Annotated in this window: 10 protein-coding genes and 1 riboswitch; of the genes, 1 reads left to right on the top strand and 9 read right to left on the bottom strand. The window is 73.3% G+C overall.

The window, feature by feature from the left end; genetic code table 11:
* Positions 1 to 151 precede the first annotated feature (151 nt).
* Positions 152 to 2,269, top strand: a complete 2,118-nt coding sequence (locus QE370_RS06205) for a PhoX family phosphatase (RefSeq protein ID WP_309633811.1) — start codon at positions 152 to 154, stop codon at positions 2,267 to 2,269.
* A 91-nt stretch (positions 2,270 to 2,360) separates the two neighbouring features.
* Here the strand turns inward: QE370_RS06205 and QE370_RS06200 are convergent, their stop codons facing one another.
* The 9 genes from QE370_RS06200 to QE370_RS06160 all read right to left on the bottom strand — a co-directional run bounded on the left by QE370_RS06200 (position 2,361) and on the right by QE370_RS06160 (position 12,790).
* Positions 2,361 to 2,744: a hypothetical protein gene (locus QE370_RS06200; RefSeq protein WP_253027212.1), complete on the bottom strand. Its 384-nt coding sequence runs from the start codon at positions 2,742 to 2,744 to the stop codon at positions 2,361 to 2,363.
* 152 nt (positions 2,745 to 2,896) lie between these two features.
* On the bottom strand, positions 2,897 to 3,718 hold the full coding sequence (locus QE370_RS06195; protein WP_309633810.1) for an SDR family oxidoreductase: 822 nt from the start codon (positions 3,716 to 3,718) through the stop codon (positions 2,897 to 2,899).
* A gap of 13 nt (positions 3,719 to 3,731) precedes the next feature.
* Positions 3,732 to 4,958, bottom strand: coding sequence for an acyl-CoA dehydrogenase family protein (locus QE370_RS06190; protein ID WP_286690601.1), 1,227 nt, complete (start codon positions 4,956 to 4,958; stop codon positions 3,732 to 3,734).
* 1 nt (position 4,959) lies between these two features.
* Positions 4,960 to 5,418 (bottom strand): MaoC family dehydratase, encoded by a 459-nt coding sequence (locus QE370_RS06185; protein ID WP_067853399.1) that lies wholly within the window; start codon positions 5,416 to 5,418, stop codon positions 4,960 to 4,962.
* A gap of 97 nt (positions 5,419 to 5,515) precedes the next feature.
* The gene (locus tag QE370_RS06180; RefSeq protein WP_309633809.1) at positions 5,516 to 6,205 is read right to left on the bottom strand and encodes an energy-coupling factor transporter transmembrane component T; all 690 of its coding nucleotides are present in this window, start codon (positions 6,203 to 6,205) and stop codon (positions 5,516 to 5,518) included.
* Positions 6,202 to 7,524, bottom strand: a complete 1,323-nt coding sequence (locus tag QE370_RS06175) for an ATP-binding cassette domain-containing protein (RefSeq protein ID WP_253025615.1) — start codon at positions 7,522 to 7,524, stop codon at positions 6,202 to 6,204. The genes QE370_RS06180 and QE370_RS06175 overlap by 4 nt, the downstream gene beginning before the upstream one ends.
* 86 nt (positions 7,525 to 7,610) lie before the next feature.
* Positions 7,611 to 8,249, bottom strand: coding sequence for an ECF transporter S component (locus tag QE370_RS06170; protein ID WP_253025617.1), 639 nt, complete (start codon positions 8,247 to 8,249; stop codon positions 7,611 to 7,613).
* Positions 8,239 to 8,350: riboswitch (TPP riboswitch) on the bottom strand. It overlaps the preceding gene by 11 nt.
* Before the next feature lie 137 nt (positions 8,351 to 8,487).
* Complete coding sequence (locus QE370_RS06165) at positions 8,488 to 12,159, bottom strand: Ig-like domain repeat protein (protein WP_309633808.1); 3,672 nt, start codon at positions 12,157 to 12,159, stop codon at positions 8,488 to 8,490.
* A 232-nt stretch (positions 12,160 to 12,391) separates the two neighbouring features.
* Positions 12,392 to 12,790, bottom strand: a complete 399-nt coding sequence (locus tag QE370_RS06160) for an ankyrin repeat domain-containing protein (protein ID WP_309633807.1) — start codon at positions 12,788 to 12,790, stop codon at positions 12,392 to 12,394.
* Between the last annotated feature and the right edge of the window lie 31 nt (positions 12,791 to 12,821).

Below are 12,821 nucleotides of genomic sequence, written 5' to 3'. Positions count from 1 at the left end.
GCCGAGGGTAGTCCGCCGGGCCCACCCGCCCGCCGAGCAGGCCGTCACCTCGTGTTCACCGCAGGTCCACGTCGGCGTGGGCCGTCTTCCCTAGCGTCAGCACGTCGAGGGGGACGGCCCGATGTCCCCCGGCTCTGGAGGAACTCTTCTCGTGACGATCTCGCCCGAACGCCCGCTGCTCCCCGTCGTCCCGCTCACCGGCGACGTCGAGGGCTGCTCCCCCACCGCCCCCTGTGCGTCCGGCCGCGCGGCCATGACGTGCCTCTACCGCTGCGGCGACGCCTGCTCGCACGACGCGCCCAACACGTCGTCGAACGAGACCTTCGCCGACGTCATGGCGCAGGTCGCCAGCCGCCGCGGCGTGCTGCGCGCCGGTGCCGTCATCGGCGCTGCGACCGCCGCGACCGCCGCGTTCGCCGGCCCGGTGGCCGCCGCCCCGGTCAGCCTGCCCACCGCCCAGGGCGGCCCCGCGTCGACGACCGTGAAGAAGGGCCCGTTCGGCCTGCGCTTCCGGCCCGTCGCCCCCAACACCGCCGACGCCGTCACCGTGCCCGAGGGCTACACGCAGGACGTCGTGATCCGCTGGGGCGACCCGCTGTTCAAGGACTCGCCGCGCTGGTCGCCGACCACGCAGAGCGGTGCCGCGCAGCGTCGTCAGTTCGGCTTCAACAACGACTTCCTCGCACTGCTGCCGCTCGCGCGCGGCACGCAGCTGCTCGTGGCCAACCACGAGTACACCACCGAGGAGATGATGTACCCCGGCTACGACCCGGCCAACCCGACCAAGGAGCAGGTCGAGACGTCGTGGGCCGCGCACGGCCTGACCGTCGTCACCGTGCAGGAGACCCGCTCGGGCTCGCTGAAGCCGGTCGTCGGGCACCGCCTCAACCGTCGCTTCCACACGCAGTCGCGGTTCGTGCTGACCGGCCCCGTCGCCGGTCACGCGCTCGTGCGCACGAAGGCCGACCCGAAGGGCCGCACGGTGCTGGGCACGCTGAACAACTGCTCCGGCGGCACCACCCCGTGGGGCACCTGGCTGACGGCGGAGGAGAACTTCAACCAGTACTTCGCCAACGCCGCGCAGGTCAGCGACCCGACGACGGCGCAGCGCCTCGCCCGCTACGGCGTGTCCGGCAACGCCACGACCCGTCAGTGGGAGAAGTTCGACGAGCGCTTCGACCTGACCGTCGAGCCGAACGAGGTCAACCGCTTCGGCTGGATCGTCGAGATCGACCCCTACGACCCGACGTCGACGCCGCGCAAGCGCACCGCCCTCGGCCGCTTCAAGCACGAGGCGGCGCAGCCGCGCATCACGAAGGACGGTCGCGTCGCGGTGTACATGGGCGACGACGAGCGCTTCGACTACCTCTACAAGTTCGTGTCGCGCGACAAGGTCAAGAAGGGCACCTCGCGTGCGGCGAAGCGTCACAACGACACCCTGCTCGACCACGGCACGCTCTACGTCGCCCGGCTGACCGGTGACTCCCCGTCGGCGCAGATCGACGGCTCGGGCACGCTGCCGAAGGACGGCGAGTTCGACGGCTCGGGCGCCTGGATCCCGCTCGTGAGCGGCGACCGCTCGTTCGTGCAGGGCTTCACCGCCGAGGAGGTGCTCCTGTTCACGCGCCTGGCCGCGGACCAGGTCGGCGCCACCAAGATGGACCGTCCGGAGGACGTCGAGCCGAGCCCCGTGAGCGGCAAGGTCTACGTCGCCCTCACGAACAACTCCAACCGCGGCGCGTCCGGCAAGGCCGGCCCCGACGAGGCCAACCCGCGCAAGGCCAACAAGAACGGCCACGTGCTGGAGCTGACGGAGCGTCGCAACGACAGCGCGTCGACCCGCTTCGAGTGGAACCTGCTGCTCGTGTGCGGCGACCCGAACGACGCGTCGACGTACTTCGGCGGCTACGACACGTCGCAGGTCTCGCCGATCTCCTGCCCCGACAACGTCGCGTTCGACCGGCACGGGAACCTGTGGATCTCCACGGACGGCAACGCGCTCGGCTCGAACGACGGCCTGTTCGGCGTGGCGGTGGAGGGTCGTGACCGCGGCCTGACCCGTCAGTTCCTCACGGTGCCGTTCGGTGCGGAGACCTGCGGTCCCGTCGTGCAGCGCAAGCGCGTCCTGGTCTGCGTCCAGCACCCGGGCGAGAAGGACGGCGCCACCGCCGACGCGCCGGCGTCCCACTGGCCCGACGGCGGCACCTCCCTGCCCCGTCCGGCGATCGCCCTCGTGCGACGCAAGGACGGCGGCGACATCGGCGCCTGATCTCCCACCGGCGCCGAGCACGACGCCCCGCCCGGGTCACGGGCGGGGCGTCGTCGCGTCAGAGGCGAGGTCTGCGTCGTGCGGCGGCGACTCAGCCGAGGCTGCGGCGGGCGGTCGTCATCTGGTGGCAGACGACGGCGGCGACGAGCGCGGCCGTGCCGAGCGTCGCGAGGGCGTGCGCGCCGAGCAGCGCGCCCTCGGGCGCGGAGAAGACGGCCGACGTCAGCGCGGCCCCGCCGACCAGCGACGCAGCGGCCGCGGCGTGCACCAGCGGGGTGCGCTGCTCGGAGGTGACCGTCGCCCACGCCTGGTAGCAGATGCCGGCGACGACGAGGGCCGCCACGACGAGCAGGACACGCCCCGGCAGGACGAAGCCGTCGGGCCACGGGACGTCGCCCAGCACGTCGGTGACGTAGAGCGCCAGCACGACGAGCTCGGCGAGGGCGGGCACCACGAGGCCGGGTCCGATCTTCATGGCCGCGACCCTACCGACCCCGCCCGCCCACCCCACACCCTCGGCCCCTCCCCGCGTTGTGCGGACTTGGTGACGGTTTCCGCCGGACAAACCGTCACCAAGTCCGCAAAACGCGGGGATCGGGGATGGTGGGGGCGGGGGCGGGGTGGGGTTCAGGACTCGAGGGTGCGGCGGTAGCGCTGCATGCCGGCGACCCAGCGGTCGGGGTCGGACGCCTTCTGGGCCCACATCGTGGCGACCTCGGGGTGGGGCAGGGCCTGGAAGCGGCCGGCCTCGACCGCGTCGAGGATCGTGGCGGCGACCTCGGACGCGTCGAGCGCCTCGCCCGCCGACGTGACCGCCCGCATGCCGAGGCGCGCGTCGGCGTCGGTCGAGGTCTCGCCCTCCTCGAGCATCGCCGTGCGCACGCCCATCGGGCAGGCCGTCGTCACCTGGACGCCGCGGTCGCCGTAGGTGGCCGCCAGCCACTCCGCGAACCCGACGGCGGCGTGCTTGGTCACCGAGTAGGTGGGCGAGCCCAGCTGGGTCAGCAGTCCCGCCGCCGACGCCACGCTCACGAAGCAGCCCGCCGGGCCGTCCGTCGCGCCTCGCTCCAGCCACTGCGGCACGAGCGCCCGCGCCGCCGCCACGTGCGCCATCACGTTGACCTCCCACGACGCCGCCCAGTCCTGCGGCGACGCGTCGAGCCCGAACCCCTGGAACACGCCGGCGTTCGCGACGTAGAGGTCGACGGGAATCGGCGACGTCTGCAGCACGGCGTCGACGCCGATCTCCGCCGTCACGTCGGCCGCCCGGTGCAGCACCCGCTCGCCGAACTCCTCGCCCAGCGCGGAGGCCGCGTCGGAGAGCCGGTCGCCGTCGAGGTCGGCCAGCACGACCGAGGCGGCACCGCGCTCGAGCAGCGCCCGCGCCACCGCGAGGCCGATGCCGCCGGCCGCACCCGTGACGACGGCAGCCGCGCCCTGCACCTTCATCGTCGTACCACCCTCATCCGCGAGCCGCGTACTTCTTCAGCTCGGCACGGGCGAGGGAGGCCTTGTGCACCTCGTCCGGCCCGTCGGCGAAGCGCAGGGTGCGGATGCCGGCGAACATCTCCGCGAGCGGGAAGTCCTGGCTCAGGCCGCCGGCACCGTGCACCTGGATGGCCTTGTCGAGGATCCACTCGACCGTCTGGGGCGTGGCGATCTTGATCGCCTGGATCTCCTTGTGGGCGCCACGGTTGCCGACGGTGTCCATGAGCCAGGCGGTCTTCAGCGTCAGCAGGCGCAGCTGCTCGAGCCGCACGCGCGACTCGGCGATCCAGTCCTGCACGACGCCCTGCTGGGCGATCGGCTTGCCGAACGTGGTGCGGCTCAGCGCCCGCTCGCACATGTACTCGACCGCGCGCTCGGCGATGCCGATGGAGCGCATGCAGTGGTGGATGCGGCCGGGTCCGAGGCGCGCCTGGGCGATCGCGAAGCCCTCGCCCTCGCCTCCGATGAGGTTCGACGCAGGCACGCGGACGTCGGTGAAGCGCAGCTCGGCGTGCCCGCCGTGGTCGCGGTCGTGGTAGCCGAAGACGTGCATGCCGCGCACGACCTCGAGGCCCGGGGTGTCGCGCGGCACGAGGATCATCGACTGCTGGCGGTGCCGCTCGGCCGACGGGTCGGTCTTGCCCATGACGATGAAGACCCGGCAGTTGGGGTTCATCGCGCCGGTGATCCACCACTTGCGACCGTTGATGACGTACTCGTCGCCGTCGCGGACGATCGAGAGCCCGATGTTGGTCGCGTCGGAGGAGGCGACGTCGGGCTCGGTCATCGCGAACGCCGAGCGGATCTGGCCGTCGAGCAGCGGACGCAGCCACTGCTCCTTCTGCTCGGGGGTGCCGAACATGGTCAGCACCTCCATGTTGCCCGTGTCGGGCGCGGCGCAGTTGAGCGCGGCGGGCGCGAGCTGGATGGAGCGGCCGGTGATCTCGGCGAGCGGCGCGTACTGCAGGTTCGTCAGGCCGCCCTCCTCCGGGTGGCCGGCCAGGAAGAAGTTCCACAGGCCGCGCTCGCGCGCCTGCTCCTTGAGGCCGTCGAGCACGGCCGGCGGGTCCCAGCGGTCCTCGGCGTAGAGGGCCTCGATCTGCTCGGCGGCCTCGGCCTCGGCCGGGTAGACGGCCTCGTCCATGAAGGCCTCGAGCTTGGCGATCAGCTCCGTGGTGGTCTCGTCGAAGGCGAAGTGCATGTCAGGCCGCCGCCATCACGTAGACGACCTCGGCGATGCAGACCGGCTTCTCGGCGCCCTCGCGCTCGACGACGAACGTGATGACGGCCTGGGTGCCGATCGGGATGTCGCTGGTCTCCTTGAGCGTCGCCGTCGCGCGCAGCCGCGAGTCGACCGGGACCGGGTTCGGGAAGCGCACCTTGTTGGCGCCGTAGTTCACGCCCATCGCCAGGCCGTTGACCGCGTAGATGTTCTCGGAGAAGACCGGCAGGAGCGACAGCGTCAGGTAGCCGTGCGCGATCGTGCCGCCGAACGGCCCCGACGCGGCGCGCTCGGGGTCGACGTGGATCCACTGGTGGTCGCCGGTGGCGTCGGCGAAGGTGTTGATCTGCTCCTGGGTCACGGTCACCCAGTCGCTGGTGCCGAGCTCCTGCCCGGCAGCTGCCTTGAAGTCGTCGAGACTGTCGAACACGCGGGCCATGGGACTACCTCCGGGACAGGTCGCCCTCGGGCGACGACTAAGCGCTTGCTTAGTTCGCAGCCTAGACGACCTCGTCCGCTTTGTGCACCCCTGCGACCTACGTCAGGACGCGGGCGACGACGGGCACGAGCGCCAGCAGGGACGCGACCACCACGACCGTCGTGTCGCGCGGGGTCCACGGCACGCCCTGCGCCCAGGTGCGCCGGGTCGCGGTCGCGAAGCCACGGGCGTCCATCGCGATGGACGTCCGTCCGGCGTCGCGCAGCGCGGCGGCCAGCATGGCGAAGGTGACCGACCCGGCGTGCCGCACCGCCGACGCCGGGCCGTGCGGACCCGTGCCGCGCACGCGGCGGGCGCGGAGCACCTGCTGCAGGGTCGCGCCGAAGTCCGACACCCGCTGCAGCGAGGCGACGAAGGCGGCCACGGGCCGGTTGGGCAGGTGGAGCCGCTGCGCGAGCTCGTCGCCGAGGTCCGAGAGGTCGACGAACGCGACGACCACGGCCCCCGGCCACGCGAGCACCAGGATCCGCAGCGCCGCCACCGGGGCGTGGTCGGGGTTGCCGAGCCGCCAGGCGGAGTACGCCACCAGCCCGGCCGACACGCCGCACAGCGCGAGGCAGGCCAGCGGGTAGCGCCACGACGGCAGGACGAGCAGACCCGCCAGCGCCCAGGCGCTGGCCGCGGCGACGGCGGAGGGCAGGTCGCGGACGGCGAAGGAGCCGAGCAGCGCGGCCAGCCCGATCCACAGCAGCGCCAGCGGGTTCGTCTGCGCCAGGGTGCGTCTCATCGGGCCACCTCCACCCGGTCGGGCGCCAGGTCGACGACGTCGGTGTCGTGGGTGGCCGTCGCGACGACGGCACCCTCCCCCGCCGCGGCGAGCGCGAGCCCCACCACGGCCGCCCAGGTGTCGCGGTCCTGGCCCACGGTCGGCTCGTCGAGCAGCACGACCTCGGGCCGGTGCGCGACGGCCGTCAGCATCGAGACCCGTCGCTGCTCGCCGCCGGAGAGCCGGAAGGGGTGGGTCGAGGCCAGCGCACCCAGCCCGACGACGTCGAGCAGGGCGTCGACGTCGACGGTCCGCCCGGTCCGCCCGGCGGTCAGCGCGACCTCCTCGCGCACGGTCGCGGCGACGAACCCGTGCTCGGGGACCTGGGACGACCAGCCGACCTGCGCGGCGAGCTCGCGGCTACGGAGCCGGTGACGCGACGGGGACACCCGCCCCGACGTCGGCTCGAGGAGCCCGCCGAGGGCGGCGAGCAACGTCGACTTGCCGGCACCGCTCGGCCCGGTGACGGCCGTGAGCCGACCCGGGTCCAGCCGGGCGTGCACGCCGTCGAGCGCACGGGTCCGCGTGACGCCGCGCATCGACCGACTGGTCAGGTCGACCACGAGGTCCTGGGCCACGACGGGGGTCGCCGGGTTCGCGGGGGTCACCAGACGCGGGTCGACCTCCAGGGGCGTGGGGGCGGGCAGGCCGGGCATCCAGAGCCCGAGCCGACCCATGGCCTCGACGTGGTCGCGCACGAGCACGTCGGGAGCGACGTCGGCCAGCAGCGTGCCGTCGCGCCCGAGCACCAGCACCCGGTCGACGAGGTCGAGCCACGGACCCATGCGGTGCTCGACGACGAGCAGCGTGGCGCCGCGGGCACCGACGGTCGCGCGCACCGCCTCGCGCACGGAGGCGGCGTGGTCGGGGTCGAGCATCGACGTCGGCTCGTCGAGCAGCAGCACGTCGGGCGCGACGGCCAGCGCGCCGGCGAGCGCCAGGCGTTGCAGCTCACCGCCGGAGAGCGCCGCCGTCGGGTGGTCCCGGCCGTAGGTCAGCCCGACGTCGGCCAGCGCACGGTCGACACGGCTCCAGATCTCCGGGCGGGGCAGGGCGCGGTTCTCCGGGCCGAACGCGACGTCGCGACCGATCCGCTCGGCCACCACCGCGTCGCCGGGCGCCTGGGGCACGAAGCCGACGACCCCACCGACCTGCACCGTGCCGCCAAGGTCGCCCGACAGCGTGGTGCCGAGGGCGCCGACCAGCGCGTGGAGCAGCGTGGACTTCCCCGCGCCGCTCGGCCCGAGGAGCATCACCCGCTCCCCGGGCTCGACGCGCACGTCGAGGCCGGTGACCACCGGCTCGCGACGCCCGAGCGGGCGCCAGGTCAGGCCCTCGACGCGGACCTGACCTGGCTGGAGGTCGCTCAGACCGCGGTCCGCTCGTGCAGCTCGCGACCGGGTCCGAAGGCGTCGAGCACCCCGGCGCGGGCCAGCGCGCGCACCAGCAGCCACCCTCCGGCACCGGCGACGACCGCGCCGGAGAGGGCGAAGAGGCCGAGGTGGATCAGGCGGTCCGTCCCGGAGAACACGCCCTCCCAGTAGGCGAACCACTCGTAGACCGAGCCGAAGGCACCGGCTCCAGCCCCGGCCAGGACGGCGACGCCGAGGGAGAACCGTCGGTACAGGAACAGCGCGAGCACGAGCTCGGCGCCCAGGCCCTGCACCAGGCCCGAGGCGAGGACGCCCAGACCCCACTCGGTGCCGCCGGGGACGAGCGCCGACACCGCGGCGGCGGCGAGCTCGGTCACGAGCGCCGCACCCGGGCGGCGGACGATCAGGCCCCCGACGACGCCGGCGAGGAGCCAGGGCCCGGCCAGCGCGCCGACGGACGGCGGGAAGGAGAAGACCGCCAGGGCACTGATGCCGCCGTAGGCCTTCCCCCAGATCCAGAAGGTGACGCCGAGGGCGACGGCGAGCGTCGCGATCGTGACGAGGTCGACGGTGCGGTACCGGAACGACGACCCCAGGTCGGTGGACGGACGCGTGGATGCAGAACTACTCATCGTGACTCCCTTCGCCGGTGCTAACCGGAGCAGGTTCAAGGGTCTGCGGCTGTTCCGCACTCTCAGCGCCCTCTGCGGGTGGCGCTCCCCTGTCGTTGGTGAGGTCCACCCTAGCGTCCTCGCGTCTCGGGCGGCGCGCCGCGCCAGGGGGTGGACGGTCCCGTCCGGCGGAGCCGCCGGACGGACGACGGGCGCCCGGTCCGTGGTGGACCGGACGCCCGTCGGCGTGCTCAGCGCGTCAGCGGATGCGCACCCCCTTGGTCGCGCTGGTGCTTCCGGTGAAGGAGCCGTCGCCCACGTAGACCGTGCGGACCGACAGCGTGCCCTTCGTCCTCGGCGCCTTGAGCGTGGTCACGACCGTGCCGCCGGACAGCCGCACCGTCTTGGCCCAGGTGAACGACTTGGCGCCGGGCGCCTTGACGTACACCCGCACCGAGCCCGACGGGGCGACGCCCGCCACGGTCGGCGAGACCGTCGCGCGCACCCGGTACGTCGCGCTCCGCCTGACCGACGACGTCGCATTCGTGGCCGTCGTCGTCGCGCGCTTCACGACGGTGACGTCGGCCGTGGCCGTGCCGCTCGCCTCGACCTCGTCGGTGCCGTCGAAGACCGCGCTCACCGTGTGCGAGCCGACCTTCAGGGTGGCCGGGAGCTCGAAGCGTCCCGTGCCCTGGGCGTCGAGCGCGACCGTCACGGGCGTCCCGGCGACGGTGACCGTCACCGTGCCCTCGTCGGCCCCGGCGACCGCCACGGCACCCTTCAGCGGATCACCGAAGGTGCTCTCGGCCGACGCCATGACCAGCGCGATCGTCGAGGCACCCTTGGTGAGGGTGAACGACACCGCACCCGACTGCGACGCCTGCGCGGTCGCCGTCTTCGCGAGCGACGCGACCAGCTCGTGCGAGCCGGCCTTGAAGCCGGGCACCGCGAGGCTGGCCGTACCGGCCTCGACCACCGACGTGCCGAGCACCGTGTCGCCGTCGGCGAAGGTGACGGTGCCGCCGTCGCCGCCCGTGACCGTGGCCGTGAGCGTCACGGGCTGGTTGATCGCCGGGAGCTCCGGGTCGATCGACAGCTCCGTGGACGTCTCGGTCAGCACCTCGAGCGAGCCGGTCGACGTGAGGGCGTAGCCCGCGCCGACCGCCTTGACGGTCGCCTCGCCGATGGCGGCGTCGGCCGGGACGGTCGCGCTGAGCACGGCCGTGCCGGAGGGGTCGGCGATCGCGGTGCCGAGCGTGCTCGAGCCGAGCGAGAACGTGACGCCCTCGCCGGACCGGTAGCCCGACGCGGTCAGCGTGACCGCACCACCCGGGGCGGGCGTGGGGTCGTCGACCGTGACGGCGCCGACCTCGGTCGAGCGAGCCAGCTCCTCGCACGGGTCGCCCTGCGCGCCGACCGGCGGCAGCGCCGTGGCCGAGCCCGTGACGCCGTCGTCCTCACGGACCGTGAGGTAGCCGAACGCCTTGGCGCCCATGACCGCACCGGAGGTGTTGATCGCCGAGACCTTCACCGCGGTGCTCGCCGACGTCGACGCCAGGCTGTCGCCGAGGATCGACCCGGTGACGACCTTGCACGTCTCGCCGGGCGCGAAGGTGACCTTCTCCATCGCGATGCCGGCACGGCCCGAGGCGGAGCCCAGGACGCTGACGTACGCGACGACCGGCTTGGTCGCCGGCTGGGCGAGGTAGACGCCGACGTCGGCGGTACCGGCCGAGGCGCCCTCCTCGACCGCGGTCGCGAACACGTTGACGGTGTTCTCCTTCTTCACCGTCGGCGTCCCGAGCGAGGACGACTCCCACGCGAGGTCGGACAGGTACGCCGCCCCCGTGGTCGTCGCATCGGCGCCCGTGGCCGCGGTCAGCCGCACCTCGCGCACGTCGGACACGTCGAGCCCGGCGTCCTTCAGCGTCGAGGTCGGCACGTTCACCTGCTGCAGCACGATCTTCTTGAGCACCGTCGTCGTCGAGTCCGACGGCGCCGGCAGGCGCACGAGCGCGTACGGGTTGAGCGCCGAGACCTTCGACGACCACGTGGCACCCGAGCCGTCCTTGACCGCGAGGGTCAGGTCGGTGCCGGTCACGACGGTCTCGTCGGCGGCCACCTTGAGCGACAGCCGGTCGAAGCCCGACGCGTCGCGCTTGGCCTTCGGCACCGTCACCAGCACGGCTCCCGTGTCACCGGTCCAGGTGAACCGGGTGACGGGCGTCGCGGGCACGTTGCCGCCGTTGCTGGCGGGCGTCCAGTGCGGCACCTGCGACGACGCGAGCGTCGAGCAGGCGGGGGCCGCGGCCGGGATCGTGCGACCGGTCAGGCTCGCGCACGGCTGCGCCGTGGCCAGGCCCGACGTGCGCACGAGGGAGCTGGTCGACTCGAACGACGTCAGCGTCGAGCGCGCCGACGAGGGCGCGGTCGTGACGGTGCGGACGTCGGCGTTGCCGACGACCTCCGGGCGCGTGCCCGAGCCGTCGAACATCGGCAGGAACTGCTTCTCGCCACCGAGCGTCAGCCGGAACCAGCCGGCCATGTACGCCGTGCCCAGGTCGTACTGGGCGTCGGCCGACAGGCGGATCGACGTGGCGGCGACGGCCGGGACCGGACCACAGGTCTGGTTGGTCGACGTGGCGCCCCAGTCGTCGCTGACGCCGGCCGGGAACTTCCCGGGCGTCCAGACGGTGTTGAAGAAGTTGTGGTTCGCTCCCATGACCCACGTGGCGGCCCGCAACGCGTCGTCGTCGAACGCGTAGCGCGAGTCGTCGAGCATGTGCTGACCCTGCTGGTTCGACACGTCGCCGTCGCAGTACGGCAGGACGACGTTGAGCGGCACGTTCGGCACCGTCATGCGGCCGAAGTCGACAGGTGCGAGCGGCAGGAGGCTCTTGATGCCGAACGGCTCGTCGAGCGCCGCGTTCAGCGTGGCCGCCGAGGTGATGCCCTCACCACCGCGCGAGTGACCCATGAGACCCACGTCGGACAGGTCGAACCGGCCCTGCAGGTCGGCCGCGGTGAGCGGGTCCTGCAGCGCGTCGTCGAGGGTGACGTCGAGGTCGCGGGCGTCGTCGTGCAGCGTGACCGGCTGGCCGGCGTCGGCCTTGCGCAGCATCGACAGCGTGTCGAGGACGAGCTGGCCGCGCGCCTGTGCACCCTGGTCGGGCGAGCGCGGGTTGTCGTTGGCGTTCACGGCGTTCGCCGAGATCGAGATGACGGCGTAGCCGTGGCTCGCGAGCGCCTGGCCCGTGCCGTCGTACCCGGCGTAGCTCGGGATCGACAGCGGACGCGTGCCGGAGCACGGCCACGCGAGCGACGCGCCGGAGCTGCCCTCGGCGTAGCAGGTGACGTGGCGCCCGTGCAGCAGCAGGACGACCGGACGCTTCCCGCCCGTCTTGGGCAGGTAGAGACGCCCCTGCATCTCACCGCGCACGCCGCCGATGTTGGCGAGCGCGACCGACTGGGTGCCGAAGTCGTAGTCGGCCTGCGTGTACTCGTAGGTGCCCGTCGACGCGGGGTTCGCGTCGAGCGTCTCCAGGGTCGCCGGGTCGGCGAGGTCCTCGGGCTGCGCCACCTCGCCGGTGCGCTCGGACTTCGCGGAGGCGCCGCGGCTCGCCCAGCCGGCCTCGACGCTGGACGCGTCGGCGACGGCGGGGTCGCTGGTCAGCACCGTGAGCGTGTCGCCCTTCGGCGACTCGGTGGCGATGCCGATGTCCTTGCCGTCGACGACGAGCGTCGGGGCGTCGTCCTTGACGGGCAGGGGGCTGTCGAGCTCGAGCGTGACGGCGTAGCCGCCCGGAGCGCGTTCGACGCTGAAGTCGGAGCCCGACGCCACGGTGGCGCCGATGGCGCTCGTGGTGCCCAGGGCTCCCAGGAAGGTCGCGGTCAAGGTGGCGGTCAGCAGACCGCCGGCGACCCGTCGCATGGATGCGTGCACAGGTGGTGTCTCCCTCGTGGTCGGCGACCGTGCGCAGGGGGGTGGCACGGCTCGCGCGCCCAGCCTCCGGGGGTCGCGTTTCGCGCACGAAGCGTCCGGCGACCCCTCGACGTTACGTTTGTTGCCGGAGCGAACAATTTCGTGACGATGTGAGGAAAACGCCCCGGACCCGCCGATCGGCTGCTACCCGTGAGGAGCGGGCGTGGCCGGGTCGGTGGCCTCAGGCGGGCCCGACCAGGTCGGTGCGGCCGAACATCTCGGCGGTCTGGCGAGCCGTGGGGTGCCCAGCGTCGGGGTCGGCGCCCGCGTCGAGGAGCGTCCGCACGACGTCGTCCTCGCCCTTGAACACGGCACCGGCCAGCGGGCTCTGCCCCCGGTCGTTCAGGGCGTCGACGCTCGCGCCGCGCTCCACCAGCGCGGCGACGGTGCCGGCGTGGCCGTGGTAGGCGGCGAGCATGAGCGCGGTGTTGCCCGACGCGTCGGTCAGGTCGACGGGGACGCCGGCGTCCACGTGCGCCGCGAGCCGCTCCGTGCGGCCCTCCCGTGCGTCGTCGAGCAGGGACTGCGCGAGCTCGACCGCACGAGGGTCGAGGGGGGACTCGTCGGAGGTGGCGCTCATGGCGCGACCGTAGGACGGACGCGACGTCCGC

Origin of the sequence: Aeromicrobium sp. SORGH_AS_0981 (assembly GCF_031453195.1) — a bacterium.
Taxonomy (GTDB): Bacteria; Actinomycetota; Actinomycetes; order Propionibacteriales; family Nocardioidaceae; genus Aeromicrobium.
The sequence above is the reverse complement of the archived record's forward strand: the minus strand, read 5'-3'. Positions and strand labels throughout refer to the sequence as shown.